The sequence below is a fragment of the Pseudomonas sp. Root562 genome, from assembly GCF_001427125.1.
Classification (GTDB): domain Bacteria; phylum Pseudomonadota; class Gammaproteobacteria; order Pseudomonadales; family Pseudomonadaceae; genus Aquipseudomonas.
Genome location: NZ_LMGK01000025.1, coordinates 234,484 through 253,847 on the forward strand (window position 1 = coordinate 234,484; position 19,364 = coordinate 253,847).

General features: G+C 57.1%; 14 protein-coding genes and 2 pseudogenes. 3 read left to right on the top strand and 13 right to left on the bottom strand.

Annotated elements, in window-relative coordinates:
* Positions 1 to 84: 84 nt before the first annotated feature.
* The 5 genes and pseudogenes from ASD60_RS24690 to ASD60_RS24710 all read right to left on the bottom strand — a co-directional run.
* Positions 85 to 726 (bottom strand): annotated as a pseudogene (locus tag ASD60_RS24690) (electron transfer flavoprotein subunit beta/FixA family protein); the annotation flags it as partial.
* Positions 727 to 750: 24 nt separating this feature from the next.
* A pseudogene (locus tag ASD60_RS24695) lies at positions 751 to 1,023 on the bottom strand (electron transfer flavoprotein subunit beta/FixA family protein); the annotation flags it as partial.
* 60 nt (positions 1,024 to 1,083) lie between these two features.
* Entirely contained in the window at positions 1,084 to 2,322 is a 1,239-nt protein-coding gene (locus tag ASD60_RS24700) for a CaiB/BaiF CoA transferase family protein (RefSeq protein ID WP_056856495.1), read from the bottom strand.
* A gap of 1 nt (position 2,323) precedes the next feature.
* On the bottom strand, positions 2,324 to 3,862 hold the full coding sequence (locus ASD60_RS24705) for a 3-hydroxyacyl-CoA dehydrogenase (RefSeq protein WP_056856496.1): 1,539 nt from the start codon (positions 3,860 to 3,862) through the stop codon (positions 2,324 to 2,326).
* A gap of 3 nt (positions 3,863 to 3,865) precedes the next feature.
* Complete coding sequence (locus ASD60_RS24710; RefSeq protein WP_056856497.1) at positions 3,866 to 4,651, bottom strand: enoyl-CoA hydratase; 786 nt, start codon at positions 4,649 to 4,651, stop codon at positions 3,866 to 3,868.
* A 237-nt stretch (positions 4,652 to 4,888) separates the two neighbouring features.
* Between ASD60_RS24710 and ASD60_RS24715 the strand changes: the two genes are divergently transcribed.
* From ASD60_RS24715 to ASD60_RS24725, 3 genes are all read left to right on the top strand, one after another.
* A complete protein-coding gene (locus ASD60_RS24715; protein WP_056856498.1) occupies positions 4,889 to 5,755 on the top strand; it encodes an IclR family transcriptional regulator in 867 nt (288 codons plus the stop codon).
* A gap of 58 nt (positions 5,756 to 5,813) precedes the next feature.
* Positions 5,814 to 6,968, top strand: a complete 1,155-nt coding sequence (locus ASD60_RS24720; RefSeq protein ID WP_056856499.1) for an acyl-CoA dehydrogenase family protein — start codon at positions 5,814 to 5,816, stop codon at positions 6,966 to 6,968.
* Between the two features lie 63 nt (positions 6,969 to 7,031).
* Positions 7,032 to 8,306 (top strand): MFS transporter, encoded by a 1,275-nt coding sequence (locus tag ASD60_RS24725; RefSeq protein WP_056856500.1) that lies wholly within the window; start codon positions 7,032 to 7,034, stop codon positions 8,304 to 8,306.
* An 81-nt stretch (positions 8,307 to 8,387) separates the two neighbouring features.
* Here ASD60_RS24725 and ASD60_RS24730 read toward each other — a convergent pair whose 3' ends face one another.
* The 8 genes from ASD60_RS24730 to ASD60_RS24765 all read right to left on the bottom strand — a co-directional run bounded on the left by ASD60_RS24730 (position 8,388) and on the right by ASD60_RS24765 (position 19,136).
* Positions 8,388 to 9,839: an aldehyde dehydrogenase gene (locus ASD60_RS24730; protein ID WP_056856501.1), complete on the bottom strand. Its 1,452-nt coding sequence runs from the start codon at positions 9,837 to 9,839 to the stop codon at positions 8,388 to 8,390.
* A gap of 27 nt (positions 9,840 to 9,866) precedes the next feature.
* Entirely contained in the window at positions 9,867 to 11,012 is a 1,146-nt protein-coding gene (locus ASD60_RS24735) for an NAD(P)-dependent alcohol dehydrogenase (RefSeq protein ID WP_056856502.1), read from the bottom strand.
* A 48-nt stretch (positions 11,013 to 11,060) separates the two neighbouring features.
* Entirely contained in the window at positions 11,061 to 11,999 is a 939-nt protein-coding gene (gene catA / locus ASD60_RS24740) for a catechol 1,2-dioxygenase (protein WP_056856503.1), read from the bottom strand.
* An 80-nt stretch (positions 12,000 to 12,079) separates the two neighbouring features.
* Positions 12,080 to 13,363, bottom strand: a complete 1,284-nt coding sequence (gene salA / locus ASD60_RS24745) for a salicylate 1-monooxygenase (RefSeq protein ID WP_056856504.1) — start codon at positions 13,361 to 13,363, stop codon at positions 12,080 to 12,082.
* A 174-nt stretch (positions 13,364 to 13,537) separates the two neighbouring features.
* Positions 13,538 to 14,875, bottom strand: coding sequence for an MFS transporter (locus ASD60_RS24750; protein WP_056856505.1), 1,338 nt, complete (start codon positions 14,873 to 14,875; stop codon positions 13,538 to 13,540).
* A gap of 180 nt (positions 14,876 to 15,055) precedes the next feature.
* Positions 15,056 to 15,964, bottom strand: a complete 909-nt coding sequence (locus ASD60_RS24755) for a formylglycine-generating enzyme family protein (RefSeq protein ID WP_056856506.1) — start codon at positions 15,962 to 15,964, stop codon at positions 15,056 to 15,058.
* Positions 15,948 to 17,669 (bottom strand): arylsulfatase, encoded by a 1,722-nt coding sequence (locus tag ASD60_RS24760; RefSeq protein ID WP_056856507.1) that lies wholly within the window; start codon positions 17,667 to 17,669, stop codon positions 15,948 to 15,950. Before ASD60_RS24760 ends, ASD60_RS24755 begins: the two co-directional genes overlap by 17 nt.
* Positions 17,670 to 17,717: 48 nt before the next feature.
* On the bottom strand, positions 17,718 to 19,136 hold the full coding sequence (locus tag ASD60_RS24765) for an alginate export family protein (RefSeq protein WP_056856508.1): 1,419 nt from the start codon (positions 19,134 to 19,136) through the stop codon (positions 17,718 to 17,720).
* Positions 19,137 to 19,364: the final 228 nt, after the last annotated feature.

The window sequence follows — 19,364 nt, forward strand, 5'->3', positions numbered from 1 at the left end:
AGCAACGGTGTTCAGCGTGGCCGGGGCCAGCACTTTGTTGTCCTGCTGGTCGGTTGAATAGTCAGCAATAACCAGGATCGTCATTCAGATCACCTTCGCTTCGTTTTTCAGTTTCTCGACCAGTTCAGCCACCGACTTGACCTTGATACCCGCGCTGCGTGCAGCAGGCGCTTCGACTTTCAGGGTCTTGTTGGTGGAGGCGGTGGAAACGCCCAAAGCGTCCGGAGTCAGCGTCTCGAGAGGCTTCTTCTTGGCTTTCATGATGTTTGGCAGGGACGCRTARCGCGGCTCGTTCAAACGCAGGTCGGTGGTGACGATCGCTGGCAGTTTCAGGGAAACMGTCTGCGCGCCGCCGTCGATTTCGCGAGTCACGGCAACTGTGTCGCCGCTGATTTCGACTTTCGAAGCGAACGTGCCCTGACCGTAGCCGCTCAATGCAGCGAGCATCTGGCCAGTCTGGTTGTTGTCGCTGTCGATCGCTTGCTTGCCAAGGATCACCAGCTGAGGCTGTTCCTTGTCGACAACCGCTTTCAACAGTTTGGCAACAGCCAGGGAAGTCAGATCTTCGGCGGATTCGACGAGGATGGCACGGTCGGCACCCAGAGCCAGCGCGGTGCGCAGTTGCTCCTGAGCGGTGGACGGGCCGACGGAGACGACGACGATTTCAGTCGCAACACCCTTCTCTTTCAGGCGTACGGCTTCTTCSACGGCGATCTCGCAGAATGGGATTGCAGCACCTGGCCGTCATCNGACGAGGATGGCACGGTCGGCACCCAGAGCCAGCGCGGTGCGCAGTTGCTCCTGAGCGGTGGACGGGCCGACGGAGACGACGACGATTTCAGTCGCAACGCGCCCTTCTTTTATAGAGAGTTCTTTCAGGCGTACGGCTTCTTCCACTGCGATTTCGCAGAACGGGTTCATCGACATCTTGACGTTGGCAAGATCGACGCCGGAATTGTCCGCCTTGACGCGAACTTTCACGTTGTAGTCGACCACGCGCTTGATGGCTACGAGGACTTTCATGACAGTCTCCAATTGTAAAAATTGCCCCGGCAGCTCAGGTGGCGTGCGAGGTCATGCATATCAGCGTTCGCCCAGTTGCCCGATGACGCCGCGCGCCTTCAATTCGGCAAGGCGCTCATCGTCCAGTCCCAACTGACGCTTGAGGACTTCATCGGTGTGTTCACCCAGCATCGGTGCCGGGCGCAGATACTCCACCGGCGTGCCGGACAACTTGATGGGGCTGCCCACCGTAACGAAATCCGCCTTTAGCGGATGGGGGATGTTCACCAGCATATTGCGCGCCTTCACCTGCGGCTCATCCAGCGCCTGGGCAATGCTGTTGATCACGCCTATTGGCACGCCTTGCGGGTGAATACGCCGCACCCATTCATCGGCGGTGGCAGCGAGAAAGTGTCGTGCAAGAATCTCGATGATTGCCTCCCGATTCGTCACTCTGTCCGCATTGCGCGCAAAGCGAGGGTCTGAGGAAAGGTCCGCCAGACCGATAGCCTCGCACAATGCAACGAACTGGGAGTCGTTACCGCAGGCAATAACGAAATCCTGATCACTGGCGCGGAATACCTGATAGGGCACGATGTTGGCGTGGGCATTACCGTAACGGCCTGGTGATTTACCGGATGCCAGGTAGTTTTGACTCTGGTTGCACAGCGTGGCGACCTGAACGTCGAGCAGCGCCATATCGACGTGCTGACCGACGCCGGTTTTTTCGCGACTGAGCAATGCAGCCTGAATAGCGACCGTCGAGTAAAGCCCTGTCATCAGGTCAGAGAACGCCACGCCAACTTTCTGCGGCCCGCCACCGGGTAGGTCATCACGCTCCCCGGTAATACTCATCAACCCGCCGATCCCCTGGATGATGAAATCATAACCAGGCTCCGCAGCCCGAGGCCCGGTCTGCCCGAAGCCGGTCACCGAGCAATACACCAGCCGCGGATTGAGCTGGGACAAAGAGGCATAATCCAACCCGTATTTGGCCAACGAGCCGGCTTTATAGTTTTCAATCAACACATCGCAGGAAGCAACCAGCGCGCGCACCAATTCCTGGCCTTCGGCGCTCGCCAGGTTCAGCGCCACCGACAACTTGCCACGGTTGGTCGATTGGTAATAGGAGGCTTCGTTTGTAATCTCATCGTTCTGGCCCTTCATCCATGGTGGCCCCCAACCACGAGTGTCGTCACCCGCTCCCGGTCGTTCAATCTTGATGACTTCGGCTCCCAGGTCGGCCAGGGTCTGGCCACACCAGGGACCGGCCAGCACACGGCTCAAATCGAGCACGCGGTATCCAGTCAAAGCACCCATCTCATACCACCTTTGTTTGTAGACATTCGCCATGGCACAGCGACAGGCCGAGGGTCGCACGTCGGCGTAGCCAAGGGCCCGGCCGGTAACGAGGATCCCCGGTTAATTCGGTCATGCGCTGCAGGATGGTCAGCAAGCGCTTGCTGCCGACACTGTCGCCCCATGCCAACGGTCCCTGCGGATAGCCCAGCCCCCGGCGAACACCTTCATCCAGGTCTTCGACGCTGGCGATGCGCTGTTGGACGATATCGCCTGCCAGGTTGACGATCATTGCCAGTACACGTTGGGCGACGAAACCGACACTGTCGTTGATCACGCTCACGCCTACGCCATCGCGAGCGAGCAATGCATGCGCGGCATTGCGCATGTCGACTTGGGTTGCCGGGTTCAACATCAACGTGCGGTAGCGAGCGCTGTCTAGCAACGGGTCGATGCACACCGTGCGGGTCGGGTCAGTGTCAAAGTGTTCCACGGCACCGGTCGCGTCCAAACCGTAGGGCGCCAGCAAGCAGAGTGCTTCGCTGGACGGTGTGGCGCCCTGCTCTACCTCCGCGCCTAACTTCTCAAGCAAAGCAGTCAGATTGGCACGATCGACCTCGTTCTCGGTACCCAACCACACCGGCGGTAGAGTCTCCACGACTGGCACTGACTGCGCCGGGGGGGCATCAACCATTTGCCCGTTGGCGTATCGGTAAAAACCACGCCCAACCTTGCGACCGACATAACCAGCCTCAAGCATCTGACGCGTCAGCGCTGCCGGGCGATATCGAGGCTCCTGGTAAAACTGGTTGTAGATAGACTCGATCACCGGATGCGAGACATCCAGGGCCGTAAGGTCAAACAACTCCAACGGCCCCATGCGAAAACCCAGTCCTTCACGCAGGATTCGGTCGATTTCGGCGGGCTCAGTCACGCCCTCCTTGAGGATTTGCAACGCCTCGGTGCTGTAGGCTCGTCCCGCGTGGTTGATGATGAAACCAGGTGTGTCCTTGGCCCGAATTCCACGATGGCCCATGCGCGATGCCAACGCCTGCAGGCGATCACCTACTTGCGGATCACTGGCCAGCCCGTCGATGACCTCAACGACTTTCATAAGTGGCACCGGGTTAAAGAAATGAAACCCGGCGACACGCTCAGGGCGCCGACATTCCCGCGCGATGCTGGTCACGGACAGCGATGAGGTATTGGTTGCCAGAATGCAATCGTCACCGACGACTGCTTCAAGTTGTGCGAGCAAGGCTTGCTTGGCATCAAGGCGCTCGATAATCGCTTCGACGACCAGGTCGACATCCTTTAGCTCGGTCATATCGGTCGCTACACGCAGGCGGTCGAGTGCGGCCTGTGCATCCGCGGCGAGGACCTTGCCCTTGCCCACCAGTTTTTCCAGGGTCTGTTCCAGGTTATCCCGAGCCGACTGGGCAGCGCCTTCGCGGTTATCAAACAGCAGGACCTCAATACCAGCCTGGGCTGCAATCTGGGCAATGCCGGTGCCCATGATGCCAGCCCCCACAACCGCCATATGGTTGATCTCGCGTGTCATGAATCACTCTCCCGAGAAGGTGGCTTTACGTTTTTCAAGGAAGGCACTGGCACCCTCTTTCTGATCCCTGGAATCGAACAGCAACTGAAACGCCTTGCGCTCTAACGCCAGCGCGCTGTCCAGGGGCAAGTCAGCACCCAGCAACATCACCTCCTTGATCTGTGCGACAGCCAGCGGCGGCAAGGCGGCTATTTCAGCAGCCAGTTCAAGTGCTCGCGGTACTGTGCGTTCGTCACTCACCACTTCGCTGACCATGCCTATGGCAAACGCTTCGGGGGCTGGGACCAAACAGCCCGTCAGCGCGATACGCATCGCCTGGAATTTGCCGACGGCACGAATCAGGCGCTGAGTGCCACCCGCTCCCGGCATGAGGCCAAGCTTGACCTCCGGTTGACCGAAGCGCGCCGATTGTCCGGCAACGATGATGTCGCAGTGCATCGCCAATTCGCAGCCGCCTCCCAAGGCGAAACCATTCACCGCTGCGATCACAGGTTTAGGGCAACGAGCGATGGCCTCCCACAAGTACTCCGTGTGGCGGCGATACATCTCGATAGGGCTGGCCTCGGCGAACTCGCGGATGTCGGCCCCGGCGACAAAGCACAGTTCACCACCGGTGAGGACGATCGCGCGCACCTGCTCATTGCTGGTCAAAGAGCGAAAGATTGCTGCCAGCTGTTCGCGAACTGCGCTGTTGAGCGCGTTCCTGGCCTCGGGCCGCTGGATCTGTACGACAGCGACGGCATCATCGCGAATGTGTAAATCCACTACAGCGTTGAGTCGGGAGTCCATAGCTACCTCTTATTTGTATTTCGCTATGCGAAACTGAATACCGTAATTTCGATCAATCATAGATACGCTTCTAAATCGCTGTAAACAGGAAAACCAATAAATCTGTTTTAGTCCTTTGTTTACAGGTATTTATGCCTTAGAAATAAATAGATTGGTTTTTTCTAAGGCAGCAAATACAATTTCGCCTAGCGAAACCGTATTTTATTTTCTTGCATTTCTTGAAAGCGAGGTTCTACCATGGGTCGCAACAAGGCAGATCAGCAGGCCGTGGGCCAGTCCAAAGGAACAGATGAAATCGGCTTGTTGAAGATGGGCATGCTCGATCCCGCCAGTGCGCTGAGCGAAGACGAAAGCGGTGGCCAGTTCGTAACGGCGTTAGCTCGCGGGCTTGAATTGATGAGGTGTTTCACCCCGCGCGAAAACGTACTCGGCAATCAGGATCTGGCGCGAATGACCGGGCTGCCGAAACCGACCGTGACGCGTCTGACCAATACGCTGATGCGGTTGGGCTGCCTCAAACGTGAGGTGCATTCAGGCAAGTATCAGTTGGACGTGGGTGTATTGGGTTTCGGTTACGCCATGTTGTCGAATCTGGCGATCCGCACGGTGGCTCATCCTTTGATGGAAGAGTTGGCCAATCACGCTCAGGCCGCCGTCGCCATGGCCGCCCGCGATCGCCTGCAGATGGTGTACCTGGATGTAGTCCAGGGCCAGGGCAACATGACCATGCGTCGTCAGATCGGCAGTTATTTGCCCCTGGCACAAAGTTCGGTGGGTCGCGCCTGCCTTGCTGCAATGCCGGAAACCGAGCGGGAATTTCTGCTCGATCACATTCGCCAGCGCGAATCTGAGCAGTGGCCAGCCATTCGTAAGGGGCTGGACAAAGCGTTCAGGGATTTCGCCGACTACGGCTTCTGCCTGTCGATCGGTGAGTGGCACCGCGACGTCAACTCCGTTGCGGTGCCATTGCTGCACCCGCAGTACGGGTTACTGACCTTCAACTGCGGTGGACCGAGCTTTCAGCTTCCCCGTGAACAGCTCATGGACGATATCGGGCCTCGCCTGATCAACATGGTCAATAACATTGGCGCCGCTGCTCGCTGACGCAACGGAGTAACGGCGCTCTAACAAAACGGCTCGCTTGCGAGCCTCAGGAGCGTACATGATCCGTGATACCGAAACCCTGCAGATTCTGTTGGATTCCCTTCGTCAGTTCGTCAGCGAAGTGCTGATTCCCCGGGAAAATGAGGTAGCTGACACAGACGCAATACCCCAGGACATCGTCGGGCAGATGCGGGAAATGGGACTGTTTGGCCTGACGCTTCCGGAAGAGTTTGGTGGCTTGGGTGTCACGATGGAGGAAGAGGTCAATATTGCCTTCGAACTGGGCCGTACTTCGCCGGCGTTTCGCTCCTACATCGGGACCAATAACGGGATCGGCTCCATCGGTATCCTCTTGGATGGCACTGACGAGCAGAAGCATCACTACCTGCCAAAACTGGCCAGCGGCGAGTTGCTCAGTTCCTTCTGCCTGACTGAGCCAGATGCTGGCTCAGACGCCGCGTCACTCAAAACCACCGCCATGCGCGACGGCGACAGCTACATTCTCAATGGCACCAAGCGCTTCATCACCAATGCCCCGCACGCCGGGATCTATACGGTGATGGCGCGAACCAACCCTGAGATCAAGGGCGCCGCCGGCATCAGCGCGTTTATTGTCGAGCGCGGCACACCCGGTGTTTCCCTGGGCAAGCCTGACCACAAAATGGGTCACAAGGGGGCACACACCTGCGACGTCATATTCGAGAATGCACGTGTCCCGGCCAGCCAACTGATTGGAGGTGTCGAAGGCGTAGGCTTCAAGACCGCCATGAAAGTGCTCGACAAGGGGCGCCTGCATATTGCAGCCCTGAGTATTGGTGCTGCAGAGCGAATGCTCGACGATGCCTTGCGCTACGCCATGGAGCGCAAACAGTTCGGCAAACCGATTGCCGAGTTTCAACTGATCCAGGCCATGCTCGCTGACAGCAAGGCTGAAATCTATGCGAGTCGTTGCATGGTGCTGGATGCTGCACGCAAGCGTGACGATGGACGTAACGTCAGCACTGAAGCCTCCTGCGCCAAGATGTTCTCCACTGAAATGTGCGGTCGGGTCGCCGACCGCTGCGTGCAGATTCATGGTGGCGCCGGCTATGTGAGCGAATACGCCATCGAGCGCTTCTATCGGGATGTTCGTCTATTCCGCATTTACGAAGGCACGACCCAGATCCAGCAAATCGTTATCGCGCGCAACATGATTCGCGACGCTCAAAGCTGAGGTCACGGGCTTTCCATTTCTGGTTCAAGTGCCCTCCTCCAATAAATACAAAAAGGTATCACCATGGACGCTGCAGCTCAGGCGAGCGTGACTTCGCACGCCAAAACCAGTACCTGGGTGCTGGTATTCATCTTCTGTTTTCTTGGATTGCTGATCGACGGTGCCGATCTGATGCTGCTTTCCTACAGCCTCAGCAGTCTGAAGGCCGAGTTCGGCCTGAGCAACGTTGAGGCCGGCAGTCTGGGAAGTTTCACCTTGGCCGGGATGGCCATTGGTGGCATCTACGGTGGCTGGGCCTGTGATCGTTTCGGTCGGGTGAAAACAGTGGTCTGGAGTATCACGCTGTTTTCCGTAGGCACGGCGGTCCTGGGCCTTACGCATAGTTATTGGCAATTCGCGATCACCCGTTTCGTGGCCTCCCTGGGGATCGGGGCACTGTATGTGGCTTGCAATACGCTGATGTCGGAATACGTGCCCACCCGCTACCGCACGACAGTACTCGGTACCCTGCAGGCGGGCTGGTCCGTGGGCTATATCGTTGCGACGCTGCTGGCGGGCTGGATACTGCCTAGCCACGGTTGGCGCTGGCTTTTCTACATCGCGATTATCCCGGTGATCCTGGCTGTGGTGATGCAGCATTTCGTGCCTGAACCACAGGCCTGGATCAACGCTCAGTCCGCACGCGCCAGGAACAAACTCACCGGTACCCAAAGCCTGCTCTCCAAAAAGCGCGAAAGCATGTACAAGCTGATTTTCAGTGATCCACAAGCTAGCAGGATGTTTATTTTCTGGGCTCTGACGGCCGGCTTTTTGCAGTTCGGCTACTACGGTGTGAACAACTGGATGCCGACGTACCTGGAAAGCGAATTGGGCCTGAATCTCAAATCCATGACCGGCTATATGGTCGGCACCTACACCGCCATGATCCTCGGAAAAGTTCTCGCTGGCCTGGCCGCTGATCGTATCGGACGTCGTACCGTATTCGCCTTTGGCGCCCTGGGGACTGCGATATTCCTGCCCGTGATCGTGCTTTTCCAAAGCCCGGAAAACATCTTGTGGATGCTGGTGGTGTTCGGCTTTTTGTACGGCATTCCATACGGTGTAAATGCCACGTACATGACCGAAAGCTTCGAGGCCAAGTTTCGCGGGTCCGCCGTCGGCGGTGCCTACAATATCGGGCGCCTGGGCGCAGCGATTGCGCCGGCCGCAATCGGGTTCCTCGCCTCCCATGGTTCGATCGGCGTGGGCTTCCTGGTGATGGGCGCGGCCTACTTCATCTGTGGCGTTATTCCGGCGCTGTTTATCAGGGATAAGCAGTTTGACCCGCAAAAGCAGTAGAGCTTTGTAAGCCCTGCAGGTTTGCATTGCGTGGCATCGCAGTGGCAAAAAAAACCGGCGCATTTCGCGCCGGTATCGCACTTAGAAGGGATAAGGCTGGTTGGAGGGTTCAACCGTGACCCACTTGACCTCGGTAAACTCCTCGATGACTGCGCTGCCATCGAAACGTCCGTAGCCGCTTTTTTTCATTCCACCGTAAGGGGCCTGCGGCTCGTTTTGCACGGTGGCGCCATTGATGTGTACGCAGCCAGCATCCAGTCGGCCCGCTAACTCCAATGCCCGTGTCACATCGCGACTGAAGATTGAAGAGGAAAGTCCGTAGGCGGTGTCGTTGGCGACCTCGAGCGCTTGCTCGGCACCCTTCACCCGTACGATCGTTGTAACGGGACCAAAGGTCTCTTCGTCGTAAATCGACATCTCACGGGTAACCCGATCGACCAGTGTCGGGCCCATCAGAGCATTTTCCGCCAGGCCGCCAGCCACGATGACAGCGCCCTTGCCGATGGCGTCGTCGAGTAAATGATTGATCCGTTGTACCGAGCCTTGGCCGATCATCGGGCCTATCACGCAACTTGGCGACGTCGATGGAACGCCCGTTTCCAGCGACTTTACGCGTTCTGCAAAACGAGAAACGAATTGCTCGGCAACCGCTTCATCGACCACGAAACGCTCGGTCGACATGCAGATTTGACCCTGATAAAGGAAGGCTCCGAAAACGGCCGCGTTGACTGCTCCGTCGATATCCGCATCGTCCAGAACAACAAAAGGTGCTTTACCGCCCAGTTCCAGGAGACAGCGCTTGAGATGACTGGCGCACGTCTGGGCGATCATGCGGCCGACCTTGGTCGAACCGGTGAAATTCACTCGACGCACAACGTCATGAGCGACCAGTGCTTCAGTCACCGCAGACGCGTCTTCTGGCGCGCTGATCAGAAAGTTCAATACCCCCGCCGGCAAACCGGCATCGTAAAAGGCTTCGGCCAGCAACGCATGCGTACGTGGACTGCTTTCAGAACCCTTGAAGATCACCGTATTGCCACACGCCAGTGGGTAGGCAATAGCCCGTGCGCCAAGAATGACCGGCCCGTTCCAAGGCACGATACTCAGTACGGCGCCCACCGGTTGGCGCAACGTCATCGACAGTGCGCCGGGCTTGTCGGTAGGTATGGTTTCGCCTTTGATTTGTGTGGTCAGGGCTGCAGCTTCACGCAGCAGGTTGGCCGATGCTCCCACGTTGAATTGTGCCCAGAGTTGCGAAGCGCCAATCTCCTCGGCCATGACCGAGCAGAACTGCGCCATTTTCGATTCCAGGGCATCGGCTGCCGCAAGCAGTATGCGCCGGCGTTCGGTTGGGCCGGTTTTTGACCATGTTTGAAAAGCGCGTTGGGAAGACTCGGCAGCACGGATGGCGTCCTCGACGCTGCAGGCTGCACCTACACTCACGGTCGCGGCACTGAGCGGATCGATGCGCAGGAAAGTCTTGCCATTGGAGGCGTCGAGCTTTTGATTGTCTATTACGATTTGAACGGTCATTGCTGGTTCCTTGGCAGATCGAAAAAGTTAGACCGAAGCAGGGACTGGCATACGGAGAATCGGTTTGATGGTGATACCGCGCTCGCTATCGGCCATCGCCTGGTTCACCTCATCGAACTCATAAAACTTGCATAGCTTGTCGAAGGGGAATCGGCCCTGCAGGAACAGATCAACCAGCTTCGGAATAAAGGCATTGGCAACGACATCGCCTTGCACGATGCCCATGATGCGTTTGCCGGGAATCATCACGTCGTTGATATTGAAGGCGACCTCAGTACCCATTTTGGTAGCGCCGACAATGCCACAGGTGCCAAGCGTGGTGACCGAGTCGATCGCCTGGCGCAACACCTCGGAGCGACCAGAGCATTCAAGGCTGTAATTGACACCGCCCTGGGTGATGGCCTGAATGCGTTGAACCGGATCCTCTTCGCGACTATTGATGACATGGGTCGCTCCCAGTTCGAGCGCCAGTTCCAGCCGACTCGCAGTGACGTCCACAGCAATGATGGTCGTGGCGCCAGCGACCTTCGCCGCCATTACCGCCGCCAGCCCGACCGCGCCTGCACCAAAGGCGGCGAAGCTCGATCCTGCCTCAACCCTGAGTGCATTGAGCACTGATCCTGCGCCCGTCTGAATACCACAACCCAGCGGCCCCAAGAGTTCCAGTGGTGCCTGCTTTGGGACTTTGACGACGTTGCGCTCATTGGCGATCGTGTAAGTGGAAAACGAGGATTGGCCAAAGAAATGGTCGTGGATGGCATGGTCGCTGCCACATGCGCAAGCGGAGGTGGTGCCATCTAGTCGGCCACCACCAAAGTTCAACGGGTGCATGTGTGTGCAGTGTGCCGGGTGGCCCGTTTCGCAAGGCAGGCAAAGACCGCACGACATGTACGTCATGACCACGTGATCACCCGGTTGTACCGTCGTCACGGCAGAACCGACGGCATCGACGACACCGGCACCTTCATGACCGAGAATAATGGGCAGAGGAGTGGGAAACAGCTGATCACGCACCACCATGTCAGTGTGGCAAACACCTGTAGCGACCACACGCACGCGCACTTCGGTTGGCCGAGGAGCCTCGAGCAAGACATCCTCAATTTGCAAAGGGGCTCCCGAGGTGCGCAATACTGCGGCACGGATGTTCATCGATTGTGCATCAGTCCGGGACATCGTTGTCTCCTTGAAGTGGTTCGTCGACGTCGAGTGAATGTCGGTTGGTCAAGCAGACTGCAACGCACGCGGGCGTTGGCTGCGATGGGTTGCTTGTTCGCTGGCGGCCGGACGCAGGCTGAAATTGAATGTCATCTCGGCGAAGCGCCCTGCCACACCCATGGCGGCGGCTCGTTCCTCGTCTTCCACAAAGCGAACTTCACCGATCAATCCGTCACGCGTCGCATAGGCGAAGTCGTCCCACAGGTACTTGTCATTCGACAGATTGATCTGGGTGGTCAGATGTTCATGCCCAGGGGCAGAAATGAAAAAGTGGATATGCGCGGGTCGCTGACCGTGGCGGCCCAAGTGATCGAGGCATTCCTGAGTCGGGCCGGCTGGATCGCAACCGTAGCCCGAAGGCACGATGCTGCGAGCCCGGTAGCAACCATTGGCGTCGGTGAGAATCCGGCGACGCAAGTTGAATTCAGACTGGCTCTTGTCGAAGTACGAATAGTTGCCCTGGGTGTTGGCTTGCCACAAATCCACGGTGGCCCCAGCGATCGGCTGGCCGTTCAGGTCGGTTACACGCCCTTCCAGAAACATCACCGTTGCTGTGCCATCCTCGGTCCCATCATCCATTCGAGTCTGGTACTCACATAGTGGGGCACCGGCGACATACAACGGGCCTTCGATTGTCCGTGGGGTGCCACCGGTACGACCCGCTTCGGCGTCCCTGGCATCGGCCAGCAGATCAAGGAAGTGTTCGATGCCAAGCCCGGCGACCAGCAAACCTGCTTCGTTTTTGGCGCCCAGGCGGTTGACGTAGTCCACGGCCCCCCAGAATTCATCGTCGCTGATCTGCAGATCTTCGATCACGCGGGCGACTTCCTGCAGCAACCGAAAGACGATCTGCTTGTGGCGCGGATCGCCTGCATTGTTGTCCAGCCCAGAGGCTTCTCGGAAGAATTGCTGCAATTGCGGCAGTTGAGAAATTTTCACTGTCATTTCGATTCACCTGATCTTATTGGTATCCACCCACGAAGAGAGCCGCTCGGTGTTCCCTCCGTGCGTGTCGGTTCAAATCATTAGGCGACCGCTCGCCAGCCCAACTGGGCACGGGCCTCTTGAAGGTCGGACTGCATGTCGTGATTCCACAGCCAGTCGAAACGCTCGGCGAGGGTTTTGCTCAGCAGTTGTTCGTCATTGGCCACCGCTGGATCACGCATTTCATACAGCTCACCGGCTTCCCAGGAGGTACGCTGCACACGGCAGGCACGGGGGCGACGGATGGCGTCGTAGGCTTCGAGCACCGCCTGTGGCTGGCTGTCCAGGACCTGTGGATCGGCCAACAATCGCGCCAGAAGCCAGGCGTCTTCCAGGCCTTGACCTGCGCCGGCGCCCTGGTGTGGCAACATCGCATGCGCAGCATCGCCGATCAGACCCACGCGGCCGTGCACGTAACCTGGCAACTCATCGAGTTCATGCAGCGCCCAAAGGGTGGGGGATGGAATGCATTCGAGCAGAACCCGAGCAGCGTCTCCCCAATGGTTGAAGGCAGAGAGCATTTCTTCCTGGCTGGCATTGCGTACCCACGGAGCATCACTTGGCCAGGTTGGATCAGGACGACTGCGATCGGAAATGAAGGCAACAACGTTGATAAGCCGGCCTTGTTTGACGGGGAACGTGAGGATATGAGCATCAAGCCCCAGGTACATCTGCGGGACGTCGATCAAGTGTTCATCGACACCCCGGGCCCGGTAGGCCGCGCGCAGTTGTTGGCTGTCGATCATCCCGCGATAGGCGCAGGTACCACTGAAACGCGGCGCCACCAGGGGTTGGCCAAGACCGTTGAGCACATGATCACGAATCGATGATTTGATACCGTCCGCGGCGATCAACAGGTCGCAGCGATGCTCGGTGCCATCGGTGAACACGACGCGAGCCTGTTCGGCATCCTGCTCCACGCTGACGGCGCGCTTGCCGAATTGAGCGATTCCCTCCGGCAACTGGCTAGCCAGCGCATCGAGGAAGTCAGCACGGTGTACCGATGACTGCCCTACCCCTTCGGCCAGGCTTGCGCCCAGATAACCGGCATCTTCACCACGACGCCATTCGAACCAGATGTCCTGCCAGGGATCCTGCGTCTGGTCGGCAATCTTGCGGTAGGGTTCGGCAATACCCAGGCCCGCAATGGCACGAACGGCGTTGGCGCCGAACGAGACACCCGCTCCGACCTCGCCAAAGGCAGGCGCCGACTCGAATAATTGCACGTCGAGGTGGGAATGACGGCAAAGGTCCAAGGCCAGAGCCACGCCGGCGATACCGCCGCCAACAATGCCGATTTGCAGTTTGGATTGAGAAGTACGCATAGCTAGTTACCCATGAGGCTGATTGTTATTGGAGTAAGCAAATCATCGCCATCCGAGCGCTATTGATAAATACCGCAACTCCCATACATTCCATCATGGGTGTGAATATTACTCGTCAGGTCGAACAGTCATCGGCCGACGAGCCCTCCCGGGGCTCGTCTTTTGCTGCAAGGGTTAATGCGCCGGTTGCCGGGATAAAGCAGCCTGACGGCCTGGAGCGTTCTGAATCAGAAACACCAGAATGGCGATGCCCCCTACCAATCCTGGTATGGCGAAGATAAGAAAGCTGGCCTGCAGCGGCAGAGATGAAGCGTGCAGTGCCCCACCCAGCAGCGGACCGATGATGGCTCCGGTTCGCCCGACACCCATTGCCCAGCCAAGCCCGGTAGACCTTATATGCGCGGGGTAATACTGCACGGTGCAAGCGTTGGCCAGGATTTGCGTACCAATGGTGCAGGCCCCGGCGATGGCGATAAGAAGATAAAGAACGGGTAACGGCGCCTTGAGCGCCAACAGGCTCAGGGCTAACGCTCCACAACTGAAAAACGCGACCAAGACCTTGGCGATTCCAATGCGGTCCCCCAGCCACCCACCGGCCACTGCGCCAATAATCGCGCCGACGTTTAGTGCCAGCAGAAACGCCAGGCTGGAGTTCAATCCATAGCCTGCGGCCGTCATCAGTTTCGGCAGCCAGGAACTCAGTGCGTAAACCATCAACAAACAACAGAAAAACGCCAGCCACAGCATGAAAGTGTTCACCTTGCGCCCGTCCTGGAACAGCTGCGCAATCGACACTTTCGTACCTTTGGCGACCATCTGGTTCAACTGGTCATTAGGAGTGGGTACGTAAGACGGCTCGGCTTGTGCCAATAGATTTTGAGCCTTCACGGACTGTCCGGTGCGCAGTAGAAAATCCATCGACTCCGGCAGTTGGCGTATTAAAAAAGGCAAGGCCAACAGAGGTATAAGCGCTACATAGAACACGGCTTGCCATCCCCATTGCGGGATGAGCACCATGCCCAGGCCCGCCGATAGCATTCCGCCCAACGAGTAGCCGCTGAACATGATCGCCACCAGGGTGCTGCGGGATTTCTTCGGCGCGTATTCGTTCATCAACGCCACAACGTTGGGCATCACCCCGCCGATCCCAAGACCGGCAATGAACCGGCATAACGCAAACGCCTCAGGGCTCTGCGCCAAGCCGTTGATCGCCGTGACCCCGCTGAAGATCGCGACGCACATCATGATGGTTTTACGTCGACCTATACGGTCGGACAGTGAACCGAAAAACAACGCCCCCAGCATCATGCCCACCAGCGCGCAGCTGCCCAACGCACCCGCCTGCAACGAACTGAGGCCCCACTCGGACATCAATGAAGGCAGTACGACCCCATAGATGACCAGATCGTAACCGTCGAAAATGATGATCAGCGCGCACCAGAACAGTACGCGCGCATGGAAGGCATTGAACCGTGCCCCGTCAATCAGGGCTGACACATCTATCGTACGCATGGCTTCGCTCTTCTTGTCATTGTTATAGAGCCGGAGGATCTGACGCCTCCGGTTATTGCACGTGCCTAAGGGTCAAATGCAGATGCGCTCATACCCGGGCATGGACTCGATCATGGGCAAACCCACAACCGGGATAAATGCAGCCAGGCGAATACTGATTATTTCGACCGTGAATAAAGCTCATCGGCGTACGCATCTGAAACCAATATGCGAACTGGTGGTATCCGGGGCTTGGGGTGAACGGGCGGGCGCGCGGTAGCGCCGGCAGTAATCCGGGGCGCAAAGATGGGAACCACCTTTGAGCACCCTCATGTTTTTCTCGCCACCGCCTTTGGCACAGCAGGAAGGCTTACCGCTACCCTGCCCGGGATTGTTGAATGGCGTGATTGTCCATTCCCAGACATTACCGATCATGTCCTGCAGCCCGTAACCATTGGCAGGAAATGCGCCCACTGGCGAGGTCCGGTCGTAACCATCCAGAGCAAGGTTGCGCCAGGGAAAATCCCCCTGCCAGATGTTGGCCATGTGGCGTCCATCCGGAACAAGTTGATCGCCCCAGACAAACTCGCTGCCTGTTCGCCCTCCCCAAGCGGCAAATTCCCATTGCGCTTCGGTGGGCAGTTCGCAACCCACCCACTGGGCATAAGCATGCGCATCTTCGAGGCCAACATGGACCACCGGATGTTGGTCGAGACCTTGCAGGTTCGAGTCGGGCCCCAGCGGGTGGCGCCAGTCGGCGCCCGGAACCAATGACCACCAACGGCTCACATCGTCCAGTTGAACCGGGCCGTCGGGCGGCATGAATACCAGCGATGCCGGCTGCAACAGGTCCGGTGCGACGCCGGGATAGTCTTCTGAAGCCAGACACCGTTCTGCTTGAGTCACATAACCTGTGCTGGCGATAAACGCAGCGAACATGGCGTTGGTGACGGGAGTGGCATGCATGAAAAATCCAGTGATCTCCTCCCAGCGCACGGGGCTTTCTTCAGGGTAGTGATCTTGAGATCCCATCAGAAATCGGCCCTCAGGGATTCTGATCAGGGCCGCCCCGTTGCGATCAACCAGGCCGGCGTCAACGTGATTGTTCATCTGCCGTCTCGTAATGCTTGATTTCATTGCCGAATCGAATTTTTGTGGCGAGTTCGGTATCCCATTCGATCCCGTTGCGGGCCTGGCATTGTTGCCATTGGTTCAACAGCGAGCGAGTGACCTGTGGCTGTTGAGCCGCAAGATTGTGTAACTCGGTGGGATCTTTCCGGATGTCGAACAGCTCCCATTGACCTGTGCCCCAAGGCGCATTGCTGAAGGTCATTTTCCAGTTCCCCTGAAGCAGCGAGACCCGCCCAAACAACTCAGTGCACTGGACTTCATCTGCAGGATGTACGCTGGCCTGGTTCTTCTTTAGAAAGCCCAGTGCCGAGCTTCCCTGCATTTTCGTAACGCTCGCATCTTCAGTGGAGGGATGGTTGATCTGTGCAAGCTCCAGAAACGTAGGGGCGATGTCTTTGACGCTCATGTAGGTATCGGAAATTTCTCCGTGACGCATGCCTGGCCCCTTGATGAACGCAGCAGTACGAATGCCTCCCTCATAGGTGAATGCCTTGTACATTCTGAAAGGTGTTGAACTCACTCGCGCCCAGTTGGGACCGTAGCCGCTGAATGACCCGGGCTTGCCAATATTGTTGAGCGAGTTGTCGAAGTGTTCGGCAATCCATTTGCCATTGTTTGGCGTTACGTCTTCGGGGTTGCTTCCTTCCGCGCCGTTATCGGAAAAAAACACGAACACAGTGTTGTCATACTGCCCGGTGTCTTTCAGGTGTTTGACCAGGCGTCCGATGTTGTCGTCAAGATTGGTGATCATGCCGGCATAAATTTCCATCCGGCGAGCTTCCAGTTGTTGTTCTTTGGTCGAGAGCTTCTCCCAGCCAGGCCAGACATCGGGTCCCGGGTTGATCTGCACATCACCGGCAATCAGGCCCTTGGCCTTCATCCGCTCAAGTCGGGCCTGCGCGATGGAGGCATACCCTTTATCGTAAAACCCACGATATCGCTCTTGATAGGCCGCCGGGACTTGTAATGGCCAGTGGGGAGCGGTGTAAGCCAAATAAGCAAAAAACGGTTTACCGCTGTTACCTGAACCGATTTGTTTGATTGCAGTAGAAGTGAAGTAATCAGACGAGTAACCGAAATCCTTCGGCAGTTCTATTTCTTGGCCGTTGAGTCGATAGGTGGCCTTGGGATTCTTGTCCGTTGTTCCGCCTTGGGTGAAGTGATCGGCCGATCCTTCGATGAGGGCAAAGGACTGGTCGAATCCCCGCGCAACGGGACTCAGCTCAGGGGTTCTGCCCAAATGCCATTTACCAACCATCATTGTCCGGTAGCCATTGGCCTGCAGCAGTTTGGGAAAAGCGACCACCCGATCGGTCAGGTAGCCCTCATAACCGCGCTTGCCCTTTTGCTCAGGCAGTACCAGTTCAGCCATGGTGCCGACACCTGCGATGTGGTTGTCGGTTCCGCTCATCAACATGGAGCGCGTTGGGGAGCAAGTAGGCGCCGTGTGGTAATTACTCAGGATTACGCCCTGATTGGCTATAGCGTCCAGGTTAGGCGTTTTGATCTCACTACCGAAGGCACTCAGGTCGGAATACCCCATGTCATCGGCAACAATCAGAACGATGTTGGGCCGCTGGCCTTTGTCGATTGGGGCGGCGTTACTTGCAGGAGCAGCGAGAAGGCTCATGCCACCCGCCAGAGCCAGTGAGCAGATTAGATTGGGTTTAAATACTTCACGCATTGCATCTCTCCATTATTATTTTTTTGACCGGGGCAGTCTGCGCACCCGTCAAAATACAAACTGGGTGTATACCCCGAAATAATCTGAATTTTTACCGCCAATATCCTCCAGTGCTTGCCCCGCCTGCACGTGCGTATACATGGCATGCACAGTAGTGAAGCGATTAAGTCGCCAATCGAGAATAAAGTTGGTATTGGTGGCCACATGCCGCGCATCACCTTGAGCAGGCGCGTAAGGAGCGCTGGTCGGCAAATAATAAATACCGTCGCTGGTGCTCTCGCGCATCAAGTAGTCAACATTGACTTCAGCTTTGACATTCGGGGAAAACTTTAAAGAAAGTACAACAGGTGCAATATTGATCATGTTGATGGCGGTGAACCAATTTGCATCAGTGAACACCAGCCCGGAGGCAAGTGCAGGAGCCACGAAGTCGCCCAATGTGTTGTCCTTGGGATCATCATCGCCACTGAACGCGTTTGCCCGAAACCCAAGTCGAGGCGAATACTTAATGTCGTTGAAGGTATACCCGGCCTGAGACATCACTCCCCAGGCGCGAATGCTTTTCCCGGCGCTGCTACCGCCTTGTAAAACGGCTTCGACGTCATAATCCCATTGCGACTGCTGGCCGTAGAAACGTGCGCCGTAGCTGTTGCGTCGTTCGCTGCCGGAGCTACTGGTATAGGTCGCCCTGTCGCGCCCGAAGGTATAGGTGTAGAGGTCGACCTGGCCGCCTGCCGGGCTCCATACATTGGTGCCATACAGTCCGGAAAAGTCTTGGGTCTTGTCACGCTGATCATCGAATTCCAACGGATCAATCTGCGTAGGGCTGACGGAAAATAACTCCCAACGCGACTTGCTCGGCGTGGACCAGGTTAACTTGGCGCCGTCATAGGTATAGCGAACATTGGCCCCTTCGCGCAGGCCGACCAGGCGGACGCTGCCAAGTGGCATCACGAATCGGCCGGCACGCAGTTGAACGGTACCGTAAGCAGGGTCACCGGAGGTCAGCTCGACAAACCCTTGCTGAATGTCTGTCTTGTCTCGATTGAAACGACTGACGCGTTCTGCCTGAAACTCGCGGTTATCGCCAAGTTCAGCAAACACCCGCAAGCCATTACTCAAGTTGAGATCAGCACTGATTCTCAAGCGTTGCTGGAGCATGCTGTTGGGGTTACTCGCTCCTCCAACCCCTAATAATGCATGTTCATAATCCTGGTATTGGTAGCGAATCTCGCCACCTATAGACAGGTAATCATTGGCATTATCCGAAAGAGGGATATAACGAATGCGGCCGAGGAAATCCGATTCACGTATTTCAGGATCGGCGAGATAGATGGGGTTGTCTCCCCATGGAATACTGGCGGCGGGCGGAAGAACCAAGTTATCAGCGTGCGCAACTGACGCAGAGGCTGCTGCCAGCAAGCAAGGGAATGAGCAGTTAGCAAACGCTCTTGTATTTTTGTGCATGCCAAGCCTTTATTATTTTTGTTATTGCATTTTTTGGATGTCCGCGTCCTTTCATTCAGCCAATGTGAATTTCACTCTGTGCTCCTGCTGGATTGATAATGGCCAAGCCTTCTGCTGTGATAAATGCAGCGAGTCGAATACCAGCTATTTCGAACGTGAATAAAGATCGAGGCCGAGCAGAAGCCCCGTATATCTCGCGATGGACGCGGCCGTGTGGCACTTGTTAGG

Excerpts from the sequence above, each read along its gene's own strand:
- ASD60_RS24710 (WP_056856497.1), bottom strand. The coding sequence starts at position 4,651 with ATGGACTCCCGACTCAACGCTGTAGTGGATTTACACATTCGCGATGAT.
- ASD60_RS24705 (WP_056856496.1), bottom strand. The coding sequence starts at position 3,862 with ATGACACGCGAGATCAACCATATGGCGGTTGTGGGGGCTGGCATCATG.
- ASD60_RS24725 (WP_056856500.1), top strand. The coding sequence starts at position 7,032 with ATGGACGCTGCAGCTCAGGCGAGCGTGACTTCGCACGCCAAAACCAGT.
- ASD60_RS24735 (WP_056856502.1), bottom strand. The coding sequence starts at position 11,012 with ATGTCCCGGACTGATGCACAATCGATGAACATCCGTGCCGCAGTATTG.
- ASD60_RS24730 (WP_056856501.1), bottom strand. The coding sequence starts at position 9,839 with ATGACCGTTCAAATCGTAATAGACAATCAAAAGCTCGACGCCTCCAAT.
- ASD60_RS24755 (WP_056856506.1), bottom strand. The coding sequence starts at position 15,964 with ATGAACAATCACGTTGACGCCGGCCTGGTTGATCGCAACGGGGCGGCC.
- ASD60_RS24750 (WP_056856505.1), bottom strand. The coding sequence starts at position 14,875 with ATGCGTACGATAGATGTGTCAGCCCTGATTGACGGGGCACGGTTCAAT.
- ASD60_RS24720 (WP_056856499.1), top strand. The coding sequence starts at position 5,814 with ATGATCCGTGATACCGAAACCCTGCAGATTCTGTTGGATTCCCTTCGT.
- salA (WP_056856504.1), bottom strand. The coding sequence starts at position 13,363 with ATGCGTACTTCTCAATCCAAACTGCAAATCGGCATTGTTGGCGGCGGT.
- ASD60_RS24760 (WP_056856507.1), bottom strand. The coding sequence starts at position 17,669 with ATGCGTGAAGTATTTAAACCCAATCTAATCTGCTCACTGGCTCTGGCG.
- ASD60_RS24765 (WP_056856508.1), bottom strand. The coding sequence starts at position 19,136 with ATGCACAAAAATACAAGAGCGTTTGCTAACTGCTCATTCCCTTGCTTG.
- ASD60_RS24700 (WP_056856495.1), bottom strand. The coding sequence starts at position 2,322 with ATGGGTGCTTTGACTGGATACCGCGTGCTCGATTTGAGCCGTGTGCTG.
- ASD60_RS24715 (WP_056856498.1), top strand. The coding sequence starts at position 4,889 with ATGGGTCGCAACAAGGCAGATCAGCAGGCCGTGGGCCAGTCCAAAGGA.
- catA (WP_056856503.1), bottom strand. The coding sequence starts at position 11,999 with ATGACAGTGAAAATTTCTCAACTGCCGCAATTGCAGCAATTCTTCCGA.